This window comes from Azospirillum aestuarii (assembly GCF_016632405.1).
GTDB lineage: Bacteria > Pseudomonadota > Alphaproteobacteria > Azospirillales > Azospirillaceae > Azospirillum > Azospirillum aestuarii.
This window is the reverse complement of sequence record NZ_JAEPIV010000009.1, coordinates 99,062-124,639: the sequence shown is the minus strand read 5'-3', so window position 1 is coordinate 124,639 and position 25,578 is coordinate 99,062. Positions and strand designations below refer to the sequence as shown.

At 67.1% G+C, this 25,578-nt stretch carries 25 protein-coding genes; 8 read left to right on the top strand and 17 right to left on the bottom strand.

What is annotated here, in order from left to right:
• Positions 1 to 9 precede the first annotated feature (9 nt).
• Positions 10 to 1,620: an NTP transferase domain-containing protein gene (locus tag JJL56_RS17415; protein WP_200485753.1), complete on the top strand. Its 1,611-nt coding sequence runs from the start codon at positions 10 to 12 to the stop codon at positions 1,618 to 1,620.
• A gap of 3 nt (positions 1,621 to 1,623) precedes the next feature.
• On the opposite strand, the gene JJL56_RS17410 is transcribed toward JJL56_RS17415, so the two are convergent.
• On the bottom strand, positions 1,624 to 2,337 hold the full coding sequence (locus tag JJL56_RS17410) for a type 1 glutamine amidotransferase (protein WP_200485752.1): 714 nt from the start codon (positions 2,335 to 2,337) through the stop codon (positions 1,624 to 1,626).
• 166 nt (positions 2,338 to 2,503) lie between these two features.
• On the opposite strand from JJL56_RS17410, the gene JJL56_RS17405 reads away from it, so the two are divergent.
• The gene (locus JJL56_RS17405; protein ID WP_200485751.1) at positions 2,504 to 4,039 is read left to right on the top strand and encodes a bifunctional metallophosphatase/5'-nucleotidase; all 1,536 of its coding nucleotides are present in this window, start codon (positions 2,504 to 2,506) and stop codon (positions 4,037 to 4,039) included.
• A 79-nt stretch (positions 4,040 to 4,118) separates the two neighbouring features.
• Here the strand turns inward: JJL56_RS17405 and JJL56_RS17400 are convergent, their stop codons facing one another.
• Positions 4,119 to 4,685 carry a phasin family protein gene (locus tag JJL56_RS17400; RefSeq protein WP_200485750.1) on the bottom strand — a complete coding sequence of 189 codons (567 nt, stop codon included), beginning with the start codon at positions 4,683 to 4,685 and terminating at the stop codon, positions 4,119 to 4,121.
• A gap of 366 nt (positions 4,686 to 5,051) precedes the next feature.
• On the opposite strand from JJL56_RS17400, the gene ald reads away from it, so the two are divergent.
• Positions 5,052 to 6,170 (top strand): alanine dehydrogenase, encoded by a 1,119-nt coding sequence (gene ald, locus JJL56_RS17395; RefSeq protein ID WP_200485749.1) that lies wholly within the window; start codon positions 5,052 to 5,054, stop codon positions 6,168 to 6,170.
• Positions 6,171 to 6,179: 9 nt separating this feature from the next.
• On the opposite strand, the gene JJL56_RS17390 is transcribed toward ald, so the two are convergent.
• The 8 genes from JJL56_RS17390 to JJL56_RS17355 form a co-directional block, all read right to left on the bottom strand.
• Positions 6,180 to 6,860 carry an L-2-amino-thiazoline-4-carboxylic acid hydrolase gene (locus JJL56_RS17390; RefSeq protein ID WP_247891119.1) on the bottom strand — a complete coding sequence of 227 codons (681 nt, stop codon included), beginning with the start codon at positions 6,858 to 6,860 and terminating at the stop codon, positions 6,180 to 6,182.
• Between the two features lie 39 nt (positions 6,861 to 6,899).
• Positions 6,900 to 7,883, bottom strand: coding sequence for a branched-chain amino acid ABC transporter permease (locus JJL56_RS17385; RefSeq protein ID WP_200485748.1), 984 nt, complete (start codon positions 7,881 to 7,883; stop codon positions 6,900 to 6,902).
• Positions 7,884 to 7,886: 3 nt separating this feature from the next.
• Positions 7,887 to 8,774: a branched-chain amino acid ABC transporter permease gene (locus JJL56_RS17380; RefSeq protein ID WP_038527753.1), complete on the bottom strand. Its 888-nt coding sequence runs from the start codon at positions 8,772 to 8,774 to the stop codon at positions 7,887 to 7,889.
• A gap of 105 nt (positions 8,775 to 8,879) precedes the next feature.
• Positions 8,880 to 10,094 (bottom strand): ABC transporter substrate-binding protein, encoded by a 1,215-nt coding sequence (locus JJL56_RS17375; RefSeq protein ID WP_145626621.1) that lies wholly within the window; start codon positions 10,092 to 10,094, stop codon positions 8,880 to 8,882.
• 44 nt (positions 10,095 to 10,138) lie between these two features.
• Positions 10,139 to 10,861, bottom strand: coding sequence for an ABC transporter ATP-binding protein (locus JJL56_RS17370; RefSeq protein ID WP_145626620.1), 723 nt, complete (start codon positions 10,859 to 10,861; stop codon positions 10,139 to 10,141).
• Positions 10,854 to 11,609 (bottom strand): ABC transporter ATP-binding protein, encoded by a 756-nt coding sequence (locus tag JJL56_RS17365; RefSeq protein WP_145626619.1) that lies wholly within the window; start codon positions 11,607 to 11,609, stop codon positions 10,854 to 10,856. Before JJL56_RS17365 ends, JJL56_RS17370 begins: the two co-directional genes overlap by 8 nt.
• A 327-nt stretch (positions 11,610 to 11,936) precedes the next feature.
• On the bottom strand, positions 11,937 to 12,410 hold the full coding sequence (locus JJL56_RS17360; RefSeq protein ID WP_014240398.1) for a MarR family winged helix-turn-helix transcriptional regulator: 474 nt from the start codon (positions 12,408 to 12,410) through the stop codon (positions 11,937 to 11,939).
• 392 nt (positions 12,411 to 12,802) lie between these two features.
• Positions 12,803 to 13,879 carry an enoyl-CoA hydratase/isomerase family protein gene (locus tag JJL56_RS17355; protein ID WP_200485747.1) on the bottom strand — a complete coding sequence of 359 codons (1,077 nt, stop codon included), beginning with the start codon at positions 13,877 to 13,879 and terminating at the stop codon, positions 12,803 to 12,805.
• A 167-nt stretch (positions 13,880 to 14,046) separates the two neighbouring features.
• Between JJL56_RS17355 and JJL56_RS17350 the strand changes: the two genes are divergently transcribed.
• From JJL56_RS17350 to hemB, 3 genes are all read left to right on the top strand, one after another.
• On the top strand, positions 14,047 to 15,027 hold the full coding sequence (locus tag JJL56_RS17350; protein WP_145626617.1) for a diacylglycerol/lipid kinase family protein: 981 nt from the start codon (positions 14,047 to 14,049) through the stop codon (positions 15,025 to 15,027).
• A 25-nt stretch (positions 15,028 to 15,052) separates the two neighbouring features.
• The gene (locus tag JJL56_RS17345) at positions 15,053 to 15,901 is read left to right on the top strand and encodes a metallophosphoesterase family protein (protein WP_145626616.1); all 849 of its coding nucleotides are present in this window, start codon (positions 15,053 to 15,055) and stop codon (positions 15,899 to 15,901) included.
• A gap of 63 nt (positions 15,902 to 15,964) precedes the next feature.
• Positions 15,965 to 16,978, top strand: a complete 1,014-nt coding sequence (gene hemB, locus JJL56_RS17340) for a porphobilinogen synthase (protein ID WP_200485746.1) — start codon at positions 15,965 to 15,967, stop codon at positions 16,976 to 16,978.
• Between the two features lie 45 nt (positions 16,979 to 17,023).
• On the opposite strand, the gene JJL56_RS17335 is transcribed toward hemB, so the two are convergent.
• The 3 genes from JJL56_RS17335 to dapA are packed head-to-tail and all read right to left on the bottom strand — an operon-like array spanning position 17,024 to position 19,469.
• A complete protein-coding gene (locus JJL56_RS17335; RefSeq protein WP_200485745.1) occupies positions 17,024 to 18,052 on the bottom strand; it encodes a methyltransferase in 1,029 nt (342 codons plus the stop codon).
• Between the two features lie 28 nt (positions 18,053 to 18,080).
• A complete protein-coding gene (gene smpB / locus JJL56_RS17330) occupies positions 18,081 to 18,557 on the bottom strand; it encodes an SsrA-binding protein SmpB (protein WP_282186562.1) in 477 nt (158 codons plus the stop codon).
• 36 nt (positions 18,558 to 18,593) lie between these two features.
• Complete coding sequence (gene dapA, locus JJL56_RS17325) at positions 18,594 to 19,469, bottom strand: 4-hydroxy-tetrahydrodipicolinate synthase (RefSeq protein WP_145626613.1); 876 nt, start codon at positions 19,467 to 19,469, stop codon at positions 18,594 to 18,596.
• A 78-nt stretch (positions 19,470 to 19,547) separates the two neighbouring features.
• On the opposite strand from dapA, the gene JJL56_RS17320 reads away from it, so the two are divergent.
• Positions 19,548 to 21,512, top strand: coding sequence for a lytic transglycosylase domain-containing protein (locus JJL56_RS17320; RefSeq protein WP_145626612.1), 1,965 nt, complete (start codon positions 19,548 to 19,550; stop codon positions 21,510 to 21,512).
• 263 nt (positions 21,513 to 21,775) lie between these two features.
• On the top strand, positions 21,776 to 22,003 hold the full coding sequence (locus tag JJL56_RS17315; protein WP_145626611.1) for a hypothetical protein: 228 nt from the start codon (positions 21,776 to 21,778) through the stop codon (positions 22,001 to 22,003).
• A 49-nt stretch (positions 22,004 to 22,052) separates the two neighbouring features.
• Here JJL56_RS17315 and mltG read toward each other — a convergent pair whose 3' ends face one another.
• From mltG to fabG, 4 genes are all read right to left on the bottom strand, one after another.
• On the bottom strand, positions 22,053 to 23,054 hold the full coding sequence (gene mltG, locus JJL56_RS17310) for an endolytic transglycosylase MltG (protein ID WP_145626610.1): 1,002 nt from the start codon (positions 23,052 to 23,054) through the stop codon (positions 22,053 to 22,055).
• Between the two features lie 26 nt (positions 23,055 to 23,080).
• The gene (gene fabF, locus JJL56_RS17305) at positions 23,081 to 24,343 is read right to left on the bottom strand and encodes a beta-ketoacyl-ACP synthase II (RefSeq protein ID WP_145626609.1); all 1,263 of its coding nucleotides are present in this window, start codon (positions 24,341 to 24,343) and stop codon (positions 23,081 to 23,083) included.
• Positions 24,344 to 24,430: 87 nt separating this feature from the next.
• Complete coding sequence (locus JJL56_RS17300) at positions 24,431 to 24,670, bottom strand: acyl carrier protein (protein WP_014240383.1); 240 nt, start codon at positions 24,668 to 24,670, stop codon at positions 24,431 to 24,433.
• A gap of 169 nt (positions 24,671 to 24,839) precedes the next feature.
• Entirely contained in the window at positions 24,840 to 25,577 is a 738-nt protein-coding gene (fabG, locus tag JJL56_RS17295; RefSeq protein WP_014240382.1) for a 3-oxoacyl-[acyl-carrier-protein] reductase, read from the bottom strand.
• Between the last annotated feature and the right edge of the window lies 1 nt (position 25,578).

Genomic DNA, 25,578 nt, shown 5'->3' with positions numbered 1-25,578 from the left:
TTCATCGCCATGTTTTTCGGCCCGCTGCCCCTGCGGGAGCTGGAGGGCGCCATTCTGGCGCATTCGGTCCGCCGTGGCTCCGTCAGTTTCAAGAAGGGCCGCATCCTCAGCGCCGAGGACGTGACGGCGCTGCGCGACGCCGGCTTCACGACGGTGGCTGCCGCCAAGCCCGGTCCTGACGACGTGGGCGAGGACGCCGCCGCCGCCCGCATCGCCGCCGCCCTGAAAGGGCAGGAGATCACCGTCGGCGCCGCCTTCACCGGCCGCGTCAACCTGTTCGCCGAATCGCGCGGCCTGTTCGTTCCGGATGTCGAACGGATCAACGCGCTGAACCTCATCGACGAAAGCGTAACGGTCGCCACCCTGCCTGCCTTCGCGCCGGTCGAGCCCGGTCAGATGGTCGCCACGGTCAAGATCATCCCCTTCGCCGCTCCCCGCGGCGCGGTGGAGGGGGCCGAGGTCGAGGCGTCCGCCGGGATGCCGGCGCTGCGCGTCGCTCCCTTCCGACCGCTGACCGCCGCTCTGATCCAGACCCGCCTGCCCGGCGTGAAGGACAGCGTCCTCGACAAGACCGTGACCGTGACACGGGGCCGTCTGGAGGCGATGGGCGGGCGGCTTGTCCGCGATTCGCGCTGCTACCACGGCGAGGCGGCGCTCGCCGATGCCATTGCGGCGGCGGGGCGCGTCGACCTGCTGCTGATCGCCGGGGCCTCGGCCATCACCGACCGGCGCGATGTGCTGCCGGCAGGCATCGAGCGGGCGGGCGGCGTCATCGAGCATTTCGGCATGCCGGTCGATCCCGGCAACCTGCTGCTGCTCGCCCGCATCGGGGAGACTCCGGTGCTCGGCCTGCCCGGCTGCGCGCGGTCGCCCAAGCTGAACGGCTTCGATTGGGTGCTCCAGCGCATCGCCGCGGGCATTCCGGTGACGCGGGCCGACGTCATGCGCATGGGGGTGGGCGGCCTGCTGGCCGAGATCCCCAGCCGTCCCCTGCCCCGCGCCGGCACGGTCGCGGTGGAACCGCCGAGGGCGCCGCGCATCGCCGCGCTGGTTCTGGCCGCCGGGCGGTCGAGCCGGATGGGCGGCAGCAACAAGCTGCTTGCCGATGTCGGCGGGGAGCCGCTGGTCGTCCGCACGGTCGAATCGGTGCTGGCCTCGCAGGCCAAGCCGGTGGTGGTGGTGACCGGCCACATGGCGGAGGCGGTGTCCGCGCCGCTGGCCGGGCGCCCGCTGACCATCGTCCACAACCCGTCCTTCGCCGATGGGCTCAGCGCCTCGTTGCGCGCCGGGCTGGCCGCCCTGCCGGCGGATGTCGACGGTGTGGTGGTGTGCCTTGGCGACATGCCGCGCGTCACGCCGCAGGCCGTCGACCGGCTGATCGCCGCCTACAACCCGCTGGAAGGCCGGACCGTCTGTGTTCCGACCGTCCATGGCAAGCGCGGCAACCCCGTCCTGTGGGACCGCGGCTTCTTCGCGGAGATGGCGAAGCTGACCGGCGACGCCGGAGCCAAGACCCTGCTGGCCACCCACGCCGATCAGGTGGTGGAGGTGCCGGTGGAGGACGGCGGCATCCTCTACGACGTGGACACGCCGGAGCTGCTGGCGGAGCTTCGCGGGTAAAGCTCAGGCCGCCCGTTCGATCACCAGATCCAGCCAGCGGCGGGTGATCGTCCGGGCGACCGTCTCGGCGGCGGGCAGGTGCCGCTCCAGCGCCGCGTCCAGCCCGTCGAGGACGGCCCGGTTGCGCTCCCGCGAGTCGACGCCGAACTTTTCCGCCCAGCCGCGGACGATGGCGGCGTCGGCCTCCGGGTGGAACTGGAAGGCGTAGAGGTTGCGGCCGAGCCGGAAGGCCTGACGCATGCAGGCTTCGCTCCAGGCCAGCGGCACGGCACCCTCGGGAAACTCGAAGGTGTCGTAGTGCCACTGCACCAAGTGCAGCTCCGGCGCCAGCCCACCGAGCAGCGGATCGTCCGAAGCGGCGTTGAACAGCCGGACCGCGCCCACGCCGATCTCCGCCACCGAATGGCGGTAGACGCGGGCGCCGAAGGCGCGGGCGGCCAACTGCGCGCCCAGGCAGATGCCCATCACCGGACGCTCCTCCGCCGCGAAGGCGCGGATCAGCTTCATGACCTGCGGGAAATGCGGCCCCTGCCCGTCGTTCCAGGCGTCCTGCGGGCCGCCTAGAACCAGCAGCCCGTGATAGCCCTCCGGCGCAGCGGGGAGCGCTTCCCCCTCGTCCGCGGCGATGGTGACCAGCGTCGCGCCGAATGCGGCAAGCGCGTCCCCGACGAGTCCGGCGGGGGCGTTTCGGTTGTTCTGGACGACCAGGATGCGCATCGAGGGGCCACGTCGGTGAGAGCGGATGCCCCGTTCATGAGCGGTGGGGGCAGCGAAATCAAAGCGAATTCAAGCGGTGCAAGGCGGCTATGCGCCGCGCCGCGGGACGGCGTACAGTGCGAGAACGCGAAGGAAGCCTTTCAAATTCCCCAGGGAGACGAGATCGATGCTGACCCGGATTCGCACGTTGGCGGGGGCCGCCGCCCTTGCCGGCACCCTGCTTTTCCCCGCGACCCTGCTGTTCCCGACCTCCGTCGCCGCGCAGAACGGCACGGTGACCTTCCTGCACTTCAACGACATCTACGAGATTTCCCCGGTGAAGGGCCGCGGCGGCTTCGCCCCCCTGATGACGGTGCTGAAGGCGGAGCGGGAGCGCAGCGCCGGGGCGCTGACGACGGTCGGCGGCGATTTCCTGTCCCCTTCCCTGCTCTCCGGAACGACGCGGGGGGCGCAGATGCCGGACCTGTTCAACGCCATGGGCGTGGACGTCGTCGGCTTTGGCAATCACGAATTCGACTTCGGCACGGAGGTGCTGAAGGCCCGCATCGCCGAATCGAAGTTCCCCTGGATCGGCACCAACATCGCCGGGCCGGATGGCCAGCCGTTCCCCGGCTCGGTCGCCACCTGGACAAAGACGGTCGGCGACGTCAAGGTCGGTTTCCTCGGGGTCCTGACCCCGGAAACCGCGCATCTGTCCAGCGGCGGGGCGGAGGCCACCTTCACCAACGTGCAGGCCGCCGCGGCTCTGGCGGTGAAGGCGCTGCGCGACGAGGGGGCGCACGTCGTCGTCGCCCTGACCCACCAGACCATTGCGGAGGACCGCGATCTGGCCGTCAAGGTGAAGGGCATCGACCTCCTGCTGGGCGGCCACGACCACGACCCGATCAGCGTCTACGAAGGCTCGACCCTGATCCTGAAGGCCGGGGCGGACGGCCACTATCTCGGCGTCATCGATCTGGCGGTCAGCACCAAAGCCACGGAAAAGGGGCCGGCGACCACCGTCGCGCCCGCCGGCTGGCGCTTCGTCACCACCGCCGGGGTGGCCCAGGACGCTGAGGTCGGGGCCTTGGTCAAGCGCTACACCGACCGGCTCGACGCCACATTGGCCGGGGTGATCGGGCGGACCGAGACCGACCTGGACAGCCGCAAGGACGTTGTCCGTTCGCAGGAGACGACGATGGGCAACCTGATCGCCGACGCGCTGCGCGACGGGCTGAAGGCCGACGTCGCCATCACCAACGGCGGCGGCATCCGCGCCGACACGCTGCACCCGGCGGGCAGTTCGCTGACCCGCAAGGACCTCTTCGCGGAGATGCCTTTCGGCAACGTCGCCGTGCTGACGCTGCTGTCCGGCGCCGACCTGCTCGCCGCGCTGGAGCATGGCGTGTCGAAGGTGGAGGACAAGGCCGGGCGCTTCCCGCAGGTGTCGGGCCTGACCTTCACCTACGACCCGAAGCTGCCGTCCGGCACCCGCGTGACCGGCGTGACGGTGGGCGGCCAGCCGCTCGACCCCGCCAGGACCTACCGCGTGGCGACCAACGACTACATGCTGAAGGGCGGTGACGGCTACGCCGCGCTGACCCGCGGCCGGACGGTGGTGGACGCCTCCGGCGCCGTGCTGATGGCGACGATGGTCATGGACTATGTGGAGGCGAAGAAGACGGTCGCCCCGAAGGTGGAAGGCCGCATCGTCGCGAAGTGACCGGAGCGCACACAAAAAAGAACGCCCCTGGACCGGCCGGTCCGGGGGCGCAAGGCCAGGATGGATCGTTTATGAAGCGTCAGGCGCTGCGGCGCACGTGGCGTGCGGCCCCTTCGGCCCGCGCGTTCATTCGCCGCACCGCGTCGTTCGCGGTTTTCGCCGACAGCTCCGACACCTTGACGCTGCGGTTCAGCAGAAGTTCCATCTCGTCTTTGACCATGCTGCTCTGCGCGGCATAGAAGTCCTGGACGGACCGGCTGCGCATCATCGCGTTGATGCCTTCCGCGTTGCGGGCCATGGCATCCTGGGCGAAGCCCATCCATTCGCGCATGATGGACTGCATCCCGTCCATCAGCACGGACCCGCACTGCGCCATGACGTCCATGTTCTCGCGGGCTTGCTGGGCGACCTCGCCCTGGGCTTCCGCGGACAGGCCCATCATGCGGTTGAGTTGATCGGTGGTCTGGCCGGCAACTTGGCCGGCCACCTGGGTCGCCTTTCCCATCATGTCGCTGGCCGTATCGGCGCCGCGCTGGGTCGTTTCCGCAGCGGTTTCCGCCATGCGACGGGTGGTGTCCTCGGCAACATTCCGGCCCTTGGCGGCGGTATCACGCGCAATGGTCTGCGCGTCCTTCTCTGAAGCCATCTGCCTTGCTCCTGGTTGCGTTCCGTCCGAATCGGACGCTCCCCCCATTTTTCTTGGATGTCGCTAGTTTTGTGCAGTGCGACACAAGCAATCCTATAGCATGGTGGCGAAGAGTTGTTCCACAACTCTAAAAACTACCCGTCTCCACTTTTTTGCGGATACGAAGAAGCCTTCGCAAGGATTTATTGCGTTGAATTTTTCATCAAATTCCATGAATTGTTTTAATTGATCCAAAGAAAACCGCTGAACTCCGCCGCAAAAGAGATGCAGACGGCCTGAGCACTCCCCAAATTCTGAGGTAAGCAACCCTGAGCCGGTGCGCTGCCTGTCCTTGGTCCGGCACCGGTCCACCCGCGGAGGATGCCCATGCTCATCGGCGTACCGACGGAAATCAAAAATCATGAATACCGCGTCGGGCTGACCCCGGCCTCGGTCCGTGAACTGGCTCATCACGGACACAGCGTGCTGGTGCAGGCGGGGGCCGGCGCCGCCATCGGGCTGGACGACGATCGGTACGAGGCCGCTGGCGCCGAGATTGTTCCGGACGCCGCAACCGTCTTCGCCCGTGCGGAGATGGTGGTGAAGGTGAAGGAGCCCCAGCCGCAGGAGTGCGCGATGCTGCGCCGGGGGCAGATCCTGTTCACCTATCTGCACCTCGCCCCCGATCCGAAGCAGACAAGGCTGCTGCTGGATTCCGGCGCCGTCGCCATCGCCTACGAGACGGTGACCGATCCCCGCGGCGGCCTGCCGCTCCTGGCGCCGATGAGCGAGGTGGCGGGCCGCATGTCGGTGCAGGCCGGCGCCCATTGCTTGGAAAAGGCGCAGGGAGGACGCGGAGTCCTGCTCGGCGGCGTGCCCGGCGTTCCGGCGGCCAAGGTGGTGGTGCTGGGCGGCGGCGTGGTCGGCACCAACGCCGCCCGGATGGCCATGGGGCTGGAGGCGAAGGTCGTCGTCATCGACAAGTCACTGCCCCGCCTGAAGGAACTGGACCTGCAATTCGGCGCCAAGCTCCAGACGCTCTATTCGACCGTCGACACGATCGAGGAGCATGTGAACGACGCCGACCTCGTCATCGGTGCGGTCCTCGTGCCGGGGGCCGAGGCGCCGAAGCTGGTGACCAAGACGATGGTGGAGCGGATGCGGCGGGGCGCCGTGGTGGTGGACGTCGCCATCGACCAGGGCGGCTGCTTCGAGACCTCGCACCCCACCACCCATGCGGAGCCCACCTATCTGGTGGATGGGGTGGTCCATTACTGCGTTGCCAACATGCCGGGGGCCGTCGCCCGCACCTCGACCTTCGCGCTGAACAACGCCACCCTGCCCTTCACGCTGGCCTTGGCCGACCAGGGTTACCGCGCGGCGCTGGCGCGCGACCCGCATTTGCGGGCCGGGCTGAACATTCACGCCGGCGTCGTCACCTGCAAGGCGGTGGCCGACGCGCAGGGGCTGGCCCACCAGCCGGCGGAGGAAGCGCTCCGGCTTTAGATTCCGTTTTCAAACCCCCGACTGGAGCCGCGAAAACCGGAAATCGCAGTGGCTCGCGCCGCCTGCCAACGTTTGCGTCCTTTCCAGATGGATGCCACGTGTTGCGTAGGCATCAAAATCAAGGCCACAGATGTTTGGCAGAATGTCCTTATCGCCATGGCGGGCCGCAAACTTGCAGAAGCCGCAGGCCTTGTAGTTGATGCCGAACTCAAAAGTGTCGCCCGGCCCCGGCTCGACGAAATCGTAGACGAAATCGTCCGGAAACTGCTCCTGAAGGCTTTTCTCCGCCTGCTCACGGAGAAAAGCCTGATTCTCCGCCGACATGAATTGACGCCCCGAAGCGAGCCGTTCCGCTTCGGGTGCGGTGAGCAGTTGGGCCTTGTAGGTGTCCCGCTCGATGTCGCCGATCACGGCCAACGACACGCCGTGACGCCGGAGCACCCGGCTGATGGCCATGAAGCCCAGAAGACGCATGAAGAAATCGCTCATGCGGCTGTCCGCGCCCCCGACATAGGGCATTTGAGCGAGCACGATGTCGAACTCGTCCATCACCTCCTGCTTTATGCCATCGAGGCTGGAAGGATGAACGTGCTCGCGCAACATCGCTTCGGCAAGATCGAGGCGATGGCGCATGGCGGCCTCCATCGCGCTGCGATGCGCTTCGTAAAAAGGATGGATGGTTTCAGCCATTCGGTGTTCCCAAATGTATAATAGCAATCCTCTCCTGGCTCACGGGCGTTTCCGGCCGAACCGTGCGGCGATCTCCCCGACGATGCCGCGGCGGAACAGCAGCACGCAGGCAACGAAGATCACGCCGATGACCACCGGCACCGGCAGATTGCTCGCCGCCAGATAATTCTCCAGCGCCACCACCAGCGCCGCCCCGACCACCGGCCCGAACAGCGTCCCGATGCCGCCCAGCAAAGTCATCAGCACCACCGCGCCGGACATCTGCCACTGCACGTCGGTCAGGGTGGCGAGTTGGAAGACGATGGCCTTGGTGCCTCCGGCCAGACCGGCCAGGGCGGCGGACAGGACGAAGGCCATCAGCTTGTAATGGTCGGTGCGGTAGCCGAGCGAGATCGCGCGCGGCTCGTTCTCGCGGATCGCCTTCAGGACCTGCCCGAAGGGCGAATGCACGGTGCGCCAGATCACCACGAAGCCGACCAGGAACACCGCCAGCACCGTGTAATACATCGACATGGTTTGGCTGAGGTCGATCACCCCGAACAGATGGCCGCGCGGCACCGCCTGGATGCCGTCCTCACCGCCCGTGAACTTGAGCTGGAGCGCCATGAAGAAGACCATCTGCGACAGGGCCAGCGTGATCATGGCGAAATAGATGCCCTGCCGCCGGATCGCCAGCGCGCCGAAGGCCAGCCCGAGCGTCGCGGAAAAGGCGGTGCCCAGCAGGATGCCGAGTTCCGGCGGCAGCCCCCAGACCTTAACCGTGTGGGCGGTGATGTAGGCCGCCCCGCCGAAGAAGGCGGCGTGGCCGAAGCTCAAGAGGCCGGCGAAGCCGATCAGCAGGTTGAAGGCGCAGGCAAACAGCGCGAAGCACAGCACCTTCATCACAAACACGGGGTACAGCACGTACGGCGCGGCGATCAGGACCAGCAGCAGCACGGCGAGGGCCAGCAAGCCCGGCATGGCCGGTCGTCCGGTGGCGGGAGCCGCGGTATCGCGGCGGACGGCGTGGATCTCGGTCGCCATGGGTCACCTCTCCCGCCCGAACAGGCCGGCGGGCTTGATCAGCAGCACCACGGCCATGATGACGAAGACGACGATGTTGGACGCCTCCGGATAGAACACCTTCGTCAGGCCTTCCAACAGCCCGAGACCGTATCCGGTCAGCACCGCCCCCAGAATCGACCCCATGCCGCCGATGACCACCACGGCGAAGACGACGATGATGAGGTTGGAGCCCATCAGCGGCGACACCTGATAGATCGGCGCGGCCAGCACGCCGGCCAGCCCGGCCAGCGCCACGCCGAACCCGTAGGTTGCCGTGATCATCAGCGGCACATTGATGCCGAAGGCCTGGACCAGCACCGGGTTCTCGGTGGCGGCGCGCAGGTAGGCGCCGAGTTTCGTCCGCTCGATGGCGTACCAGGTGGCGAGACAGACGACCAGAGACGCCACGACGACCCAGCCGCGGTAGTTGGGCAGGAACATGAAGCCCAGGTTCTGACCGCCGCGCAGAAGGTCGGGAATCGGGTAAGGCTGGCCCGACACGCCGTAGAAATGCCGGAAAGCCCCCTCCACGATCAGCGCGAGGCCGAAGGTCAGCAGCAGCCCGTAGAGATGGTCGAGCTTGTAGAGGCGGCTGAGCAGCGTCTTCTCCAGCACAACGCCAAAGGCGCCGACAACCAGCGGCGCCAGGAGAAGCGCCCACCAGTAGCCGATCCCCGCCGTGGTCAGAAGCAGCCATGCCACGAAGGCACCCAGCATGTAGAGCGCGCCGTGGGCGAAGTTGATGACGTTCAACATGCCGAAGATGACCGCCAGCCCGAGGCTGAGCAGCGCGTAGAAGGACCCGTTGATCAACCCCAGAAGAAGCTGCCCGAACAGCGCCTGGGGCGGGATGCCGAAGATGGTGGACATGGTGGTTCGCCTCCGGCCGTTCTCCGACCGTTTTGCGCGGCGGGTGATCGCCCCGGCTCCCGTCCCCGCACGCGGCGGCGGACGGAAGGCCGGGGCGGGCGGGGATCAGCCCGGCAGCTTGCAGCCGCTTTCCGCCAGGGTGGCGAAGGCCTCGTCGCCGGGGATGGTGCGGATGATCTGGTAATAATCCCACGGCCCCTTGGACTCGCTGGGCTTCTTCACGCGGGCCAGATACATGTCGTGGACCATGCGCCCGTTCGGCAGGATCTTGCCGTTCTTGGCGAACATGTCGTTGACCGCCATCTCCTTCATCTTGGCGGCGACGGTCGGGCCGTCGTCGGTGCCCGCCGCCTCGACGGCCTTCAGGTAGTGCTTGACCGAGGAGTAGCTGCCGGCCTGCACCATGGTCGGCATCTTGCCGGTCTTTGCCTTGTACTTCTCCGACCAGGCGCGCTTCTCGTCGTCCATGTCCCAGTAGAAGCCGGTGGTCAGGACGAGGTCCTGCGCGACCTGGAGCCCCAGCGCGTGCACGTCCGACAGGAAGATCAGCAGCCCGGCCAGCTTCTGCTGCCCGCTCTGCGTCAGGCCGAATTCCGACGCCTGCTTGATCGAGGTGATGGTGTCGCCGCCGGCGTTGGCGAGGCCGATGACCTGCGCGCCCGACGACTGCGCCTGCAGCAGGAAGGAGGAGAAGTCCGCCGTGTTCAGCGGCGCGCGCACCGCGCCCACGACCGTGCCGCCGGCCTTCTTCACCTGCGCCGCCGTGTCGGTTTCGAGCTGGTGGCCGAAGGCGTAGTCGGCGGTCAGGAAGAACCAGCTCTTGCCGCCCTCCTTCACGATGGCCTGCCCGGTGCCGACGGCCAGCGCGCGGGTGTCGTAGGCCCAGTGGAAGCCGGTGGGGGAGCAGGCGTCGCCGGTCAGCCGCGAGGTCGCCGGCCCCTGCATCAGGAAGATTTTCTTCTTCTCGCGCGTCACCTCCTGCACCGCCAGGGCGACGCCGGAATTCGGCACGTCGACGATGACGTCCACCCCGTCGCGGTCGATCCATTCGCGGGACAGGTTGGACCCGATGTCCGGCTTGTTCTGGTGGTCGGCCGCGATGACCTCGATGGGCTTGCCCAGAGCCTTCCCACCCGCCTCCTCCACCGCCATGCGGACGGCGACCGCGGAGCCTTCACCGCCGAGGTCGGCGTAGAGGCCCGAGCGGTCGTTGAGGACGCCGATCTTCACGACGTCGCCCGAAACCTTGCCCTGCTGGGCCTGCGCGGAACCGACGGCCAGCGCGGCGAGCGCCGCTCCGGCAAGCAGACGTGCAATCATTCCATTCCTCCCGGTTCGAATTCGAACGTTTCTGTTTGCTTGGTTCAGACACCCAGATACGTGTGCAGCTTCTCCATGTTGGCGGCGAGCTGGTTGTTCGGGATCATGTCCATCACGCGACCTTCCTCCATCATGTAATGGCGGTCGGCGATGGTGGCGGCGAAGCGGAAGTTCTGCTCCACCAGCAGGATGGTGAAGCCGCGCTGCTTCAGCTTGCGGACGGCCACTCCGATCTGTTCGATGATCACCGGCGCCAGTCCCTCGGTCGGCTCGTCGAGCAGGATCATCGTGGCGCCGGTGCGCAGGATGCGCGCGATGGCCAGCATCTGCTGCTCGCCGCCCGACAGGCGTGTGCCCTGGGTCGAGCCCCGGCCCTGCAGGTTGGGAAACAGCTCGTGGATCTGTTGGACCGTCATCCCGCCCTCCTTGACGACGGGCGGCAGCGTCAGGTTTTCGTCGACGTTGAGCGAGGCGAAGATCCCGCGCTCCTCCGGCACGTAGCCGATGCCGAGGCGGGGGATCTTGTGCTGCGCCATGCCGATCAGTTCCTGCCCCTGGAATCGAATGGAGCCGGTGCGCTTGCCGACGATCCCCATGATCGAGCGCATGGTGGTCGTCTTGCCGGCGCCGTTGCGGCCCAGCAGGGTCACCACCTCCCCCTGGCGGACCTCCAGGTTCACCCCATGCAGGACGTGGCTTTCGCCGTAGAAGGCGTGGAGATCGGAGACCTCCAGCATCGCGGCCTTCACCGCAGCGCCGTCAGGCATGACCGCTCCCCATATAGGCTTCCCGGACCTTCGGGTGGCGCGATACCTCGCCGTAGGGGCCTTCGGCCAGAACCTCGCCGCGGGCCAGGACGGTGATCCAGTCCGACAGATTGGCGACCACGGACAGGTTGTGCTCCACCATCAGGATCGTGCGGTTGGCCGAAACCCGCTTGATCAGCGCCGCGATGCGGTCGATGTCCTCATGCCCCATGCCGGCCATCGGCTCGTCCAGCAGCAGCATCTCCGGCTCCAGGGCCAGCGTCGTGGCGATTTCCAGCGCGCGTTTGCGGCCGTAGGGAAGCTCCGCCGCCGGCAGATGGGCGTAGCCGGCCAGCCCGACATCCTCCAGCAACTCCATCGCCCGCCCGTTCAGCCGGTCGAGCACCGATTCCGATTTCCAGAACTGGAAGGAGTTGCCGAGCGGCCGTTGCAGCCCGACCCGCACATTCTCCAGAACCGACAAATGCGGGAACACCGCCGAGATCTGGAAGGAGCGGATGATGCCCAGGCGCGCCACGTCCGCCGGCTTCACCGCGGTGATGTCGCGCCCGTTGAACAGGATGTGCCCGTTGCTGGGCTGAAGGAACTTGGTGAGCAGATTGAAAACGGTCGTTTTTCCGGCCCCGTTGGGACCGATCAGCGCATGGATGGACCCTCGGTTCACCCGCAGGCTTACGTCGCGGACAGCGACGAAGCCCCGGAATTCCTTGGTCAGTCCGCGCGTCTCCAGAATGACGTCACTTGCCATATCCTCCCCATTCCCTGCTTTTCAGCGGCCCTTGCGAAGGACCGTCTGTTGTTTGGTTCAGGTTATCAGCAATCTGTCACACGCACAGCTTACGGAAAGAACTTAATCCCGTCCATCCGGAAGCACCGATGGCGTGACAGTGCCTGGCCGGACGGCGAGTCCGTCGGCAAAAAGGGGGTTTGGGAAGGCCGCAACGCGGGCATGAAAAAAGCGGCCACGCAGGGCCGCACACCGACTCGCGGCACGCCTCCAGATTGGAGGCGTGCCTTTCTCTTTCGACGCAGGAGCCGGAAACCGCAGTACCGATACGACTCAGGCGGCCCCGGATCAGGCCGCCGAGGTCAGCGGAAAGCCGCTGTAGTCGAGCGACGCGGACCAGAAGCGTTCGAGCTTGCGCAGGGTCTCGTTCGCCTTGACCAACTCCTCGTCGCTGAAGCCGGCCTTCTCCAGCGCCGTCAGGTGGCGCTCGAACATACGGCTGATCTTCTCGCGAAGGTCCAGACCCTTCTCCGACAGGCGGACGCGCACCGACCGGCGGTCGTGCGGCGAGCGCTCCTGCCCGAGATAGCCGTTCTCGACCATCTTCTTCACGTTGTAGGAAACGTTGGAGCCGAGATAGTAGCCGCGCGCCGTCAGCTCGCCGACGGTCATCTCGTCTTCGCCGATGTTGTAGAGGATCAGGCTCTGGACGTTGTTGATGTCCTGGATACCGAGCCGGTCAAGCTCGGTCTTCAGCACCTCGAGAAAGTGGCGGTGAAGCCGTTCGATCAAGAGGATGCTTTCATAATAGGGTTTGCGCACCGCGGTCTCCTTTGGCTCGTACCGGACATGGGCCGACCTGTGGCCTTTCCGGGGTCCTTAAGGGGAGATTAACCGATCATTGTCCGGCAATCACCTCAATAATGCCCCAAAAGCACAGCCCGGGGTGTAGAACAGCCTGGCCCTGCGGAATACCCCCGTCCTGCCGTGCCAAGCCCCGTTGCGTGCCAGGATGTGCCCGGAATCCGGGCATCCTGGCGGCGTTTCCGCCCGGCGAACCGGGCGGCAAGCCGACCCATGCCATCCGACCTTCCCTAACAACGGTCAGGTTTGAGACAAGTCCCGCAAGGATTTCCCCGATACTAACGCAGAAACGCGCGGAATGTGCCCGCATCCTTGCACGTCCTGAGTGCAATAAAGGAGAACGCGCCACTTCATTCGGTAAAGCGCAAATCCCCGCCAACGGGTTCGGCGAAGTAACCGTCGACCTCTTCAGCCGTCACCTCGGCGAGAGAGGCAGGCGACCAGCGCGGATTCCGGTCCTTGTCCACCAGCGCCGCGCGGATGCCTTCATAGACATCGTGGCGGGCGAGGAAGGCGAGGCTGAGGCGAAGCTCCTGGATCATGCAGCCGTCGAAGTCGAGCGTGGCGCCGCGGCGCAGCGCCTCCAGCGTGACCTTCAGGCTGGTCGGCGACACCCGATTCAGCGTGGCGAGCTGGCCGGCGGCCCATTCCGTTCCTTCGGCCTCCAGGGCGGCGACGATGGCCTCCACGCCGTCGTGGGCGTAGCAGCGGTCGATGGCCGCGCGGTTGGCGGCGACCGGGGGTTCGCCGGCCTCCTCGCGATGGCGCGCGACCACCTCGTCGGCCGGCACGCCGTCGGCCAGTTCGGCGATCAGGGACTCCAGCTTGGCGCTGGGGACGAAGGCGTCGGCGGCGCCGACCTCGATCATGTCGGCCGCCTTCAGACGGTCGCCGGTCAGGCCCAGCCAGACGCCGACCTGTCCGGGCAGGCGCGGAAGGAAGTAGGTGCCGCCGACGTCCGGATAGAGCCCGATGCCCGTCTCCGGCATCGCGAACATCGTCCGCTCGGTCACGATCCGGTGCGACCCGTGCACCGACAGGCCGACGCCGCCGCCCATGCTGATGCCGTCGATCAGCGCCACATAGGGCTTCGGGCAGGTGTGGATCAGGCGGTTGAGGACATACTCCTCGCTGAAGAAGGCGCGGATGGCGGCACCGTCGCCCTGCCCCGCCTTGGCGGCCTTGCCCGTCTCGTACAGGTTCACCACGTCGCCGCCGGCGCAGAAGGCCTTCTCCCCGGCGCCCTGCACGACGATGGCCTTGATGTCCGGATCGGCTATCCAGGCGCGCAGCTGCGGATCGAACAGGCGGATCATGCCCAGCGTCAGGGCATTCAGCGCCTTCGGGCGGTTCAGCGTCACCAGCCCGATGGAGCCGCGGCGTTCGAACAGGATCTCGGCGAACTGAATCTCAGCGGAGTCGCTCATGGTTCCGGTCGTTTCCATTTGTTCGTTTGTGGGGCGAATTTGTTGGTTTCAGGCGATGATACGGTCGGCGGGCGGCGTGTCAAACCGAGGTTTCGCAGCGCAGCGTCGCGGAACACCGCCCCGGCCTCAGCCGTTGCCGCACCCACAGTCATGAGCGGGACAGTTCCATGATGGCAGCCTCAGCAGCGCAAGCGTCACGTCAGGAGGGACCGGGCCGCAAGACGGCCATCATCCTCAACCGGTCCGCGGGAACGCTGGCCGGACAGCCGATCGACGACACGGTGGCGGCGATCCGCAGCGCCTTCGAGCGGCATGGGGCGGAGGTGTCGCTGACCGCGGTGGAGCCGTCCGACTGCGCCTCGGAAATCCGCAAGGCCATCGACTCCGACGCGGAGCTGGTCATCGTGGGGGGCGGCGACGGAACCATCCACACCGCGGTCAACATGATCCTGCCCACGGGCAAGATCCTGGGCATCCTGCCGCTCGGCACCATGAACCTGCTGGCGCGCGACCTGAAGACCCCGCTCGACCTTGACGAGGCGTACGAGGCCTTGGCCGCCGGCGAGGTGAGCAGCATCGACGTGGCGGAGGTGAACGGCGAGATCTACCTGAACAGCTCCGTCCTCGGCTTCTACCCCCAGGTTGTTCAGGAGCGCGAGGAGAAGCGCAAGCGGCACCGTCTGCTGAAATGGCCGGCGATGGCGCTGGCCATGGTCCGCACCTTCCGCCGCCTGCCCCTGCTGGACGTTCGGATCGACTGGGGCGACGGGCCGCGCCGCGTGCGCACCCCGATTCTGGTGGTCTCCAACAACCCCTTCGACGGCGAGGCGGGCAGCATGCTCCTGCGTCGCGACCGGCTCGATTCCGGAAAGCTCGGCGTCTATGTGGCGCGGCAGCGCGACCCCTGGGGGCTGCTGCGGCTGATGGGGCGCACCGTGCTCGGAACTTGGCAGCAGGATGAGGAGTTGGAAACGCTGACGGCCACGCAACTGACGGTGCACAGCCGCCGGCGGCGGCTGAAGATGGTCAACGACGGTGAAATCCTGCAGATGGAGCCGCCGCTGAACTACCGCATCCGCCACAAGGCGCTGAAGATCCTGCTGCCCAAGGCAGCACCTGAAAGCGACGGCACGGCGGACGGCGCGTGACGGGAATGACTGCCGGGGAGGTGTCGTGAAGAAGCTCGCCCACATCTCGGACCTGCATTTCGGGCGGATCGACCCGCTGGTGGTCGACGGCCTGCTGGCCGACCTGACGGCGGCGCGGCCCGACCTGATCGTCATCTCCGGCGATCTGGTCCAGCGCGCCAAGGCCCGCCATTTCCTGGAGGCGCGGGCTTTCCTGGAAAAGCTGCCCTTCCCCTATCTGGTCGTGCCGGGCAACCACGACATCCCGGTCTACAACGTGGTGCGCCGCTTCCTCGACCCGTTCGGCAACTACAAGCGATACATCACCGCCGACCTCAGCCCCTTTCACATCGATTCGGAAATCGCCGTTCTGGGGATCAACACGGCGCGCTCGGTCATCACGGATTTTTCCGAAGGGCGCATGAACAAGGCCCAGATCAAGCGCGTGCGGGAGGTCTTCTGCGAGGTGCCGGACACCGTCTTCAAGGTGCTGTTCACCCACCACCCCTTCCTGCCGCCGCCCGACGCGCCGAAGACGAAGCTGGTCGGGCGGCACAGGCTGGCTCTGCCGGCGCTGGAAAGCTGCGGGGTCGACCTGCTGCTGGCCGGGCATCTGCACCGCGCCTATTCCGGCGACATCATGACCCACCACACCCAGGTGGCGCGCTCCATCCTGGTCGCCCAGGCCTCGACCGCGACCTCCACGCGGCTGCGCAATGAGGCCAACGCCTACAACCTCATCGCCATCGAGCCACCGCGCGTCACCTTCGAGGTGCGGTCCTGGGAGGGAGCGGCCTTCACGGGCGGCCTCGTCTCCCAATGGCGCAAGGACGGGCACCGCTGGGTCATGGAGATGCAGGACTCGGGATTCAGACCTGTGAGCGGTGCGGCTTGAGTCACGGCGGCCATGCGGCGTAGGATCGCGCCGCAAGTTTTAAGAGCACATCAGGTCCCTCGCATGTCCGCTTCGCATTTCCGGTCCCCGGCGTCCTTCCCGCGCACCCGGCTGCGCCGCAACCGCGCCGACGCATGGACCCGCCGCCTCGTCGCCGAAAACCGCCTGACCGTGGACGACCTGATCTGGCCGGTCTTCGTCATCGAGGGGCAGAACCAGCGGGTCCCCGTGGCCTCCATGCCCGGCGTCGAGCGGCTGACCATCGACCTGCTGACCGAGGCGGTGGCCGCGGCCGGCGACCTCGGCATCCCCTGCGTCGCCCTGTTCCCGGTCGTCGGCGCCGAAGGCAAGTCGGAGGACGCGGCGGAGGCCTACCGCCCCGACAACCTGATGAACCGCGCCATCCGCGCGCTGAAGGCCGCGGTGCCGCATGTCGGCATCCTGGGCGACGTGGCGCTGGACCCCTACACCACCCACGGCCACGACGGGCTGATGCGCGACGGCTACATCCAGAACGACGAGACGGTCGAGGTGCTGGCCCGGCAGGCGCTGTCACAGGCCGACGCCGGCGTGGACATCGTCGCTCCGTCCGACATGATGGACGGGCGCATCGGCCTGATCCGCGACCGGCTGGACAGCCATGGGCATGAGCTGGTGCGGCTGTGCTCCTACGCCGCCAAATACGCCTCGGCCTTCTATGGCCCCTTCCGCGACGCGGTGAATTCGGGCGGCTTCCTGAAGGGCGACAAGAAGACCTACCAGATGAACCCCGCCAACACCGACGAGGCCCTGCACGAGGTCGCCCTCGACCTCCAGGAAGGGGCGGACATGGTGATGGTGAAGCCGGGCCTGCCCTATCTGGACATCATCCGCCGGGTGAAGGACACCTTCGCCGTCCCGACCTTCGCCTACCACGTCTCCGGCGAATACGCGATGCTGCGCGCCGCCGCGCAGAACGGCTGGCTGGATTACGACAAGGCCTTGCTGGAGACCCTGACCGGCTTCAAGCGCGCTGGCTGCGACGCCATCCTGACCTACGGCGCCGTGGACGCGGCGCGGCGGCTGCAGGAGGGCTGATCCCTCCACGCGGGGCTGCGCTGCGGCACGGCCCCGCCCCGTCCGTCACTTCGGCGTGCCCTTCCACACCTGGAACTGCGGCGTTTCCAGCAGCAGATCGGCATGGCCGAAGGCCGTCTTGAACAGCTTCCCCACCCCCGCCGTCCGCTGGGTCACCGCGACCAGCGAGCCGCGCAGCTTCAGATACTGCTTGGTGCCGGCGACCAGGGCCTCCAGCATCCCGAAATCCTCGTCCTTGCCGCGGTGGAGCGGCGGGTTCGAGACGATCAGCCCGAAGCGCTCCCGCGCGCCGAGTCCGGCCAACCCGTCGCTCAGTACGCACTCCGCGTCCGGCACATTCTGACGGGCGGCGTGCAGAGCCACCGCGTCGATGTCCAGCAGGGTCAGCCGGGCGTCCGGCGTGCGCTCCCGCACCGCCCGCGCGATCACCCCGGCGCCACAGCCGAAATCCAGGACGGCGGTGCCCGCCGCGATTTCCGGCAGAACCTGGAGCAGGCATTCCGTGCCGGTGTCGAGACGGCCATGGGCGAACAGGCCGGGGTAGGACACGAGATCCAACACCTCGTCGCGCCCCGGCAGCGGCAGGGCGACGGTCTGCCGCCAATCCTCCAGATTGCCCCTGGCCGAATCGTTGGTCCGGCGGGTTTCCAGCAGACGGGCGCGGCGCTTGATGGTCAGCGTCTCCACGCCTTCCGCCAGCCCGTCGAAGCGCTTCGGCGCGGAGGTGATGCCCTCGTCGTTGCTGCCGGCGATCCACAGCGGCGCTCCCGCCGGCAGACGGGCGGCCAGGGCGTGCAGGGCCATTTCAAAAGCGGCCCAGCCGCGCGGCAGACGCAGGACCGCGGCGTCGAAGGCACCGTCGGCCGGCCAGGGCGTGGCCGGCTTGCCGTCGAAAGCCTGCCGGTGCCAGGACACTACCTCGGCCCCGCCGTCGGCCAAGGCCTCTCCTATGGCGCCGTCGGTGTCGCCGGCCACCAGGATGCGGCCCTGCGGGCGGCGCTCGGCCAGGGCCTCCGCGGCGACACCGGCCACGGTGGAATCGCGGTCGGTCGCGCGGTTGGACAATCGGCTCACAGGCTCTTTCCCTTTATTCCCTGATTCCTCAACCCTTGTCGCGCATCAGGCGCGCCTTGTCGCGCTGCCACGACCGTTCCTTCTCGGACTCGCGCTTGTCGTGCTTCTTCTTGCCAGTGGCGAGGCCGACCTCGACCTTGGCGATGCCGCGGTCATTGAAATAGACGGTCATCGGGATCAGCGTGATTCCCTTCTGCTTGATCGCGCCCATGAGCTTGCTCAACTCGCGGCGATGCACCAGCAGCTTGCGCGGGCGCTTCGTCTCGTGCTGAAGCCAGCGGCCCGCCAGCCCGTATTCCGGGATGTAGGCGTTGAACAGGTACAGCTCCCCGTTCTTGAGGCCGGCGTACGCCTCGTTGATGCTGGCACGGCCGCCGCGCAACGACTTCACCTCGGTGCCGGTCAGGATCAGACCGGCCTCCAGGGTGTCTTCGATGAAATAGTCGAAGCGTGCGCGGCGGTTCTGTGCCGCCATGCGCTTTGGTTCGGGCTCGCGGGCGGCCACGTATCCTCCTTCCCTGGGGCGGGGTGATGCTGTCCCTTAGGACAGCACCCCGGCCTTCTTCATCGCGTCGCGGACGATGGTCCGCGTGCTCTCCGACGCGGCGACCAGCGGTAGGCGAACCTCGTCCGAGGACTTGCCGAGCAGGCTGGCGGCGTACTTCACCGGAGCCGGGCTCGTCTCCACGAACATGGAATCGTGCAACGGGGTCAGCAGGTCGCGGTATTTGTAGGCGGTGGCGAGATCGCCCTTCCGCCAGGCGTCCTGCATCGCGGCGCACTGGGCCGGCGCGATGTTCGCCGTCACCGAGATGCAGCCGACGCCGCCCTGCGCGTTGAAGGCCAGCGCCGTCGCATCCTCGCCCGAGAGCTGGATGAAGTCGGGACCGACCTCCTGCAGCAGGCGGACCGGGCGGGCCAGATCCGCCGTGGCGTCCTTCACGCCGATGATGTTCGGCAGCTTGGCGAGGCGGGCCATCGTTGCCACCGACATATCCACGACACTGCGGCCGGGAATGTTGTAGATAACGATCGGCAAATCCGCCGCGTCATGGATCGCTTTGAAATGCTGGTACAGACCTTCTTGCGTCGGCTTGTTGTAATAGGGCGTGACCACCAGCGCCGCGGTGGCGCCGGCCTTCTTCGCATGCTGGGTCAGCGCGATCGCCTCCTCGGTGGAGTTCGACCCGGTGCCGGCGACGACCGGAACCTTCCCGCCCGCGGCCTCGATGCACAGCTCGACGACCCGATTGTGCTCCTCGTGGGAGAGGGTGGGCGACTCGCCCGTGGTGCCGCAAGGCACGAGACCGTGGGTGCCCTGCGCAACCTGCCACTCGACGAAGGACTGGAAGGCGGCCTCGTCCACTTTCCCGTTTTTAAACGGGGTCAAAAGAGCGACGATGGAACCGTACAACATGCCTGCCACCTCCGACGGACTTCAAGAAAAGTGTCGCGCACCTTAGCCGCACCCGTTCCCCCGAGCAAGAGTGCCCGGATGATCATCCGACATGCCACCCGTTCCGCCATCGCCGCCGCCCTGCTGGGGCTGATCGTGCTGTCCCAGCCCGCCGGGGCGGCCAGCCTGACGGCGCAGGACCTCGCCGTCTACCGGCAGGCCTTCAAGGCCGCCGACAACGACCGCCACGACGAGGCGCTGCGCATCGCCGCCCAGGCGTCCAACAAGCTGCCGGCCAAGGTGATCCGCTGGATGGCCCTGGCGACTCCCGGCGGCGGCAGCTTCGACGAGATCGCCGCCTTCATCCGCGAGAACGGCGACTGGCCCAACCAGGCGCAGCTCCGCCGTCAGGCGGAAAAGGCGATGCCCATCGACCTGGACGAGGACCGGGTGCTGGCCTGGTTCAAGCAGTACCCGCCCCTGTCCAACGAAGGCTTCATGCGCCATGCCGACACGCTGCTGGCGACCGGCAACACCGAGCGGGCGGTGCGGATGGTGCGCGACCGCTGGGTGGAGGCGAACTTCACGTCGGCGGACGAGGAGCAGTTCCTGGCCCGCTACCGCTCGCACCTGCGCCCGCCGGAGCACAAGGCGCGCATCGACCGCCTGCTGTGGGAGCGGCAGGAAGCCGCGGTGCGCCGCATGCTGCCCTTCTTCGATGAGGCCTACGACCTGCTGATCGAGGCGCGGATCGCGCTGGACAGCGACGCCAAGAACGCCGACGCGGCGCTGGCCCGCGTCCCCGCGTCCCTGCGCAACGACCCCGGCCTGCTGTTCGACCGCGCCCGCTACCGCCGCCGCAAGGGCGACGACGCGGGGGCGCTGGAGATCATCGCGCAGGCGCCAAAGGATATGGGCCGCCCCCAGGCCTGGTGGACGGAGCGCCACATCCTGGCCCGCCGCGCCATGGTGAACGGCGACCACAACCTCGCCTACCGTCTGGTCACGGCGCACGGGCAGACCGAGGGCAGCGGTGCGGCGGAGGCGGAGTTCCTCGCCGGCTTCCTGGCGCTGCGCTTCCTCGACGATCCGTCGAGCGCCTTCAACCACTTCCACAAGCTCTACCGCTCGGTCGGCGCGCCGATCAGCAAGGCGCGCGGCGCCTACTGGTGCGGACGCGCGGCGGAGGCGCTGGGCCAGACGGCTCAGGCCAAGGACTGGTACGCCAAGGCCGCCCAGTATGGCACGACCTTCTACGGTCAGCTCGCCGCCCGCCACGCCGGGAACGGGCGCATCGCCCTGCCCGCCGAGCCGCGGGTGTCGAACGCCGACGCCACCGCCTTCGAGCGTCGGGAGGTCGTGCGGGTGACCAAGCTGTTGGCCGAGATCGAAGGCAACACCGACGAGCGGGTGACCGCCTTCCTGCGCCGCATCAGCCTCGACGCCAAGGAACCGGCGGATTACGTGCTGGCCGCCAAACTGGCCCGCGAGGTCGGGCGCCGCGATCTCGCCGTCGCCGCGGCGAAGGACGCCGCGCAGAACGACGTGTTCCTGGTGGAAGCCGGCTACCCGATGATCGAGAGCCGCCCGTCCGCTCCGGAAATCGCCCTGGTGCACGCCATCATCCGGCAGGAGAGCACCTTCAACACCCGTGTGGTGTCGTCGGCCGGCGCGCGCGGCCTGATGCAGCTCATGCCCGGAACGGCGCAGCTGGTCGCCAACAAGCTGGGCGTCAAGCACGACAACGCGAAGCTGATCAGCGACCCGGACTACAATGTGCGGCTCGGCTCGACCTATCTGGCGGACATGATCGACCGCTTCAACGGCTCCTACATCATGGCCATCGCCGCCTACAACGCCGGCCCGACCCGCGTGCGTCAATGGATCGACACCTACGGCGACCCGCGCGGCGAAGCCATCGACGCCGTGGACTGGCTGGAGCTGATCCCGATCTACGAGACCCGCAACTACGTGCAGCGGGTCATGGAAGCCATGCTGGTCTACCGAGCGCGCATCCAGGGCGCCAAGGCGGAGCTGAACCTGGACAAGGAAATTCGTCGGTGAATTCCCGGCGGTCCTTCGCCCATGCCGGACGAGGGACCGCCGTGATGATCAAAGACGAATATTCGAAAGTCTCAAAAGCCGGCTTATCTCTGTCACATACCGAAATCGAAATCGTCCAATTTTCGCCGCTTTCGTCTGAAGAGGTAACTCTTCTTCCTACCCGGAAGATGAATTGCATTTAATGCTCTATTAACCACAACCCGAGAGAATTCCCACGCACGGACGGACCGTGTTTCTCTTTATTCCGTGATTGGGAGCCTACCATGCCAGCACCGATGGTCGCCGATGAAGTCCGCCAGGCGTGCCGCATCCACGCGCGCCTTTTAGACGCCTTCATCACCTTGACGGAACAGGAACTGGCGCAGCTCGCCCCTGGTTTCGCCGAGGAAAGCCTCATGGAATCGCTGGAGAAGATGCGGGCCGCCCGCAAGAGCTACGGCGCCTTGGGCGGTGTCGTCGCCTTGGAGATGGTGGCGTCGAACGCCGCCTGACCATCGGGCCTACCGTTCGGCGGGCCTTCCGTCCGGGAACAGGGGACCGCTAATCCTGCGGCGAGTCCCCGTTGCCCGCACCGCCGGACTGCCGGCGCTGCACCTCGCGCCATTTGGCGACATTCCGGTTGTGATCGGGCAGAGTCTTTGCAAAGACGTGCCCGCCGCTGCCGTCCGCGACGAAATACAGGAAGTCATGCCTTTCCGGGTGCAGTGCCGCCTGGATGGACGCCCGCCCTGGATTGGCGATCGGCCCCGGCGGAAGCCCCGCCGCGACGTAGGTGTTGTAGGGCGATTCGAACTTCCAGTCGTTGCGGGTCAAGACCCGCCCCAGTTCCCCGCTGCCGTCGGTCAGCGCATAGATCACGGTCGGGTCCGACTGGAGCTTCATGCCGGTCTCCAGGCGGTTGACGAAGACGCCCGCCACCTTGGCGCGCTCCGCCGCAACGCCGGTTTCCTTCTCCACGATGGACGCCATGGTCAGCGCCTGCTGCGGAGACTCGTAAGGCAGGTCCGGACCGCGGTTCTTCCAGGCGTCGTTCAGCGCCTGGGTCATGGCGTGCTGCATCCGCTCGACCAGGGCCGAGCGCGCATCGCCGTAGGAATAGTGATAAGTTTCAGGCAGTACGGTTCCGTTCTTCGGAACCGCTTTCAACTCGCCGGTCAGCGCCGGCTCGGCATCGAGCAGCGCCACCACCTGGGCGGAAGTCAGCCCTTCCGGCACTGTAAAGCGGCGGACCACGGTCTTGCCCTGGCGGAGCATCTCCAGGACGCCATCGACGCTGATCCCCGCCGGGAATGCATACTCTCCGGCTTTCAGCGGCCCCTGAAGCTTCGCGGCGAACAGGAAGAGGATCGGGGACTCGACGACTCCCGCGTCTTCCAAGGTCAAGGCAATCGCCTCCAGGCCGCTTCCGCGCGGAATGACGACCGTCTCGGCGTGCTCGAGCGGTCCAGGGGCCGTCACGCGGAGGGCACCCCAGAACACCAACCCGCTGCCCGCGGTGAGGACGGTCAACGCCCCCGCCGCGATTCGGAGGCCCCAGCCCATCGGCGGTCTCCGCAATGCGTCGCCGCTCAGGCGAATTCCTTGAAGACCAGGGAGGCGTTGGTGCCGCCGAAGCCGAAGGAGTTCGACAACGCGGCCCGCACGCGGCGCTCCTGCGCAACCTTCGGAACGAGGTTGACGCCGAGGCAGCTCTCCGAGGGGTTCTCAAGGTTCAGGGTCGGCGGCACGAGGCTGTGGTTGATCGCCTTGATCGAGTAGATGGCCTCGACCGCGCCGGCGGCCCCCAGCAGGTGCCCGATGGCCGACTTGGTGGAGGACATCGCGACGTTGTCCATCGCAGCGCCGAACAGGCGCTTCACCGCGCCCAGCTCGATCTCGTCGCCGAGCGGCGTCGAGGTGCCGTGCGCGTTGACGTAGTCGATGTCCGACGGGTCCATCCCCGCCCGCTTCAGCGCGTTGCGCATGGCGCGGAAGCCGCCGTTGCCGTCTTCCGCCGGAGCGGAGATGTGGTAGGCGTCACCCGACATGCCATAGCCGACCACTTCGGCGTAGATGTGGGCGCCGCGCTTCTTGGCGTGCTCAAGCTCTTCGAGAACGACGACACCGGCGCCCTCGCTGATCACGAAGCCGTCGCGATCCTTGTCATAGGGACGCGATGCCTTTTCCGGCGTGTCATTGAAATTCGTGGACAGGGCGCGCATGGCGGCGAAACCGCCGACGCCCAGGCGGCTGACCGCCGCTTCCGTGCCGCCGGCGACCATCACGTCCGCATCACCCAGCATGATCAGACGCGAGGCGTCGCCGATGGCGTGCGCGCCGGTCGAGCAGGCCGTGACCACCGCGTGGTTCGGGCCCTTGAAGCCGTGCTGGATGGAGATGTGACCGGACGCCAGATTGATGAGGCAGGCCGGAATGAAGAAGGGGGAGATGCGGCGCGGCCCCTTCTCCGCCAGGGTGACGGCACCCTCGGCGATGCCCGGCAGACCGCCGATGCCCGAGCCCACCATGACGCCGGTGAGTTCGCGCTCTTCCTCGGTCTGGGGAACCCAGCCGGAATCCTTGATCGCTTCGTGGGCGGCGGCGATGGCGAAGATGATGAAATCGTCCATCTTCCGCTGGTCCTTCGGCGGAACGAAGACATCCGGGTTGAACAACCCGTCTCCGTCCCCGCGCGGGACCTCCCCGGCAACCTTCGAGGCCAGATCGGAGGCATCAAAACCCGTGATGGTGCGGATGCCCGATTGGCTGGCGGTCAAACGCTCCCAGTTGAGCTTGTGGCCGACACCGAGCGGCGTGACCAGACCAAGGCCGGTAACGACGACACGTCTCATGGGGTATTCCTTGACCTTTCCTCGGAAAACTCAGCGACGGCCAGGCCACTTTGAAAAGCTGCCTGGCCCTCTTGCGCCAGCGCCTGATCAGGCGGCGGCGTTCGCCTTGATGAAGTCGATGGCGTCCTTCACCGTCAGAATCTTCTCGGCGGCGTCGTCCGGAATCTCGCAGCCGAACTCTTCCTCGAAAGCCATAACCAGCTCGACCGTGTCGAGGCTGTCGGCGCCGAGATCGTCGATGAAGGAGGCGTTCTCCGTCACCTTCGACTCCTCGACCCCGAGGTGGTCCACAACGATCTTCTTAACGCGCTCGGCGACATCGCTCATTTTTTTAGACCTTCCAATCCTTGAGACCGCTCGGGCGAATTCGGCCGGCTCAACACGCGGCTGCGTGCCTTCCTGCCACAAAAAGCCCCGTCCGATAACACATTTTTACAGCCTTGACCAGCGCCCGCGGGAGCCGGTCCGAACCTGTGGTTCAGGCAGCGAATCCGCCTCAGATCATGGCCATGCCGCCGTTGATGTGCAGCGTCTGGCCGGTGACATAGGCGGCCTCATCGCTCGCCAGGTACACGACTCCGGCGGCGATTTCCCCCGGCTCGCCCATGCGGCCGGAAGGAATGGCGGTGAGCAGCTTGTCCTTCTGCTCGGAATTCAGGGCGTCGGTCATCGCCGTGGTGATGAAACCCGGCGCGACGCAGTTCACGGTGATGCCGCGCGACGCGACCTCCGCAGCCAGCGACTTCGACATGCCGATCATACCGGCCTTGGAGGCAGCGTAGTTGGCCTGACCGGGGTTGCCGGTGACGCCGACGATCGAGGTGATGCCGATGATGCGGCCCCAGCGGCGCTTCATCATGCCGCGCAACACGGCGCGCGACAGACGGAAGGCGGCGGTCAGGTTGACGTCCAGCACCGACTGCCAGTCGTCGTCCTTCATGCGCATGGCCAGCTGGTCGCGGGTCAGGCCGGCGTTGTTCACCAGTATGTCGATCTGGCCGAGAGCGGCCTCCGCGTCCTTGGCGAGCTGCTCGGTCCCGGCGGCGTCGGCGAGATTGCCGGGCACCACCAGGGCGCGCTCGCCCAGTTCGGCGGCGAGCGCCTCCAGCGGGGCGACGCGGGTGCCGGACAGGGCGACGGTGGCGCCCTGCGCGTGCAGCGCGCGGGCGATCTGCGCCCCGATGCCACCCGAGGCGCCGGTGACCAGCGCCTTCTTTCCGGTCAGGTCGAACATG

Bases quoted from the DNA above. Each gene is read 5' to 3' on its own strand.
- dapA (WP_145626613.1), bottom strand. From the start codon at position 19,469: ATGTTGTACGGTTCCATCGTCGCTCTTTTGACCCCGTTTAAAAACGGG.
- JJL56_RS17405 (WP_200485751.1), top strand. From the start codon at position 2,504: ATGCTGACCCGGATTCGCACGTTGGCGGGGGCCGCCGCCCTTGCCGGC.
- JJL56_RS17385 (WP_200485748.1), bottom strand. From the start codon at position 7,883: ATGGCGACCGAGATCCACGCCGTCCGCCGCGATACCGCGGCTCCCGCC.
- JJL56_RS17355 (WP_200485747.1), bottom strand. From the start codon at position 13,879: ATGAGCGACTCCGCTGAGATTCAGTTCGCCGAGATCCTGTTCGAACGC.
- mltG (WP_145626610.1), bottom strand. From the start codon at position 23,054: ATGGGCTGGGGCCTCCGAATCGCGGCGGGGGCGTTGACCGTCCTCACC.
- JJL56_RS17415 (WP_200485753.1), top strand. From the start codon at position 10: ATGTTTTTCGGCCCGCTGCCCCTGCGGGAGCTGGAGGGCGCCATTCTG.
- JJL56_RS17390 (WP_247891119.1), bottom strand. From the start codon at position 6,860: ATGGCTGAAACCATCCATCCTTTTTACGAAGCGCATCGCAGCGCGATG.
- JJL56_RS17370 (WP_145626620.1), bottom strand. From the start codon at position 10,861: ATGCCTGACGGCGCTGCGGTGAAGGCCGCGATGCTGGAGGTCTCCGAT.
- fabG (WP_014240382.1), bottom strand. From the start codon at position 25,577: ATGTTCGACCTGACCGGAAAGAAGGCGCTGGTCACCGGCGCCTCGGGT.
- JJL56_RS17365 (WP_145626619.1), bottom strand. From the start codon at position 11,609: ATGGCAAGTGACGTCATTCTGGAGACGCGCGGACTGACCAAGGAATTC.
- JJL56_RS17375 (WP_145626621.1), bottom strand. From the start codon at position 10,094: ATGATTGCACGTCTGCTTGCCGGAGCGGCGCTCGCCGCGCTGGCCGTC.
- JJL56_RS17300 (WP_014240383.1), bottom strand. From the start codon at position 24,670: ATGAGCGATGTCGCCGAGCGCGTTAAGAAGATCGTTGTGGACCACCTC.
- hemB (WP_200485746.1), top strand. From the start codon at position 15,965: ATGTCCGCTTCGCATTTCCGGTCCCCGGCGTCCTTCCCGCGCACCCGG.
- JJL56_RS17400 (WP_200485750.1), bottom strand. From the start codon at position 4,685: ATGGCTTCAGAGAAGGACGCGCAGACCATTGCGCGTGATACCGCCGCC.
- JJL56_RS17410 (WP_200485752.1), bottom strand. From the start codon at position 2,337: ATGCGCATCCTGGTCGTCCAGAACAACCGAAACGCCCCCGCCGGACTC.
- JJL56_RS17380 (WP_038527753.1), bottom strand. From the start codon at position 8,774: ATGTCCACCATCTTCGGCATCCCGCCCCAGGCGCTGTTCGGGCAGCTT.
- ald (WP_200485749.1), top strand. From the start codon at position 5,052: ATGCTCATCGGCGTACCGACGGAAATCAAAAATCATGAATACCGCGTC.
- JJL56_RS17350 (WP_145626617.1), top strand. From the start codon at position 14,047: ATGATGGCAGCCTCAGCAGCGCAAGCGTCACGTCAGGAGGGACCGGGC.
- JJL56_RS17320 (WP_145626612.1), top strand. From the start codon at position 19,548: ATGATCATCCGACATGCCACCCGTTCCGCCATCGCCGCCGCCCTGCTG.
- fabF (WP_145626609.1), bottom strand. From the start codon at position 24,343: ATGAGACGTGTCGTCGTTACCGGCCTTGGTCTGGTCACGCCGCTCGGT.
- JJL56_RS17315 (WP_145626611.1), top strand. From the start codon at position 21,776: ATGCCAGCACCGATGGTCGCCGATGAAGTCCGCCAGGCGTGCCGCATC.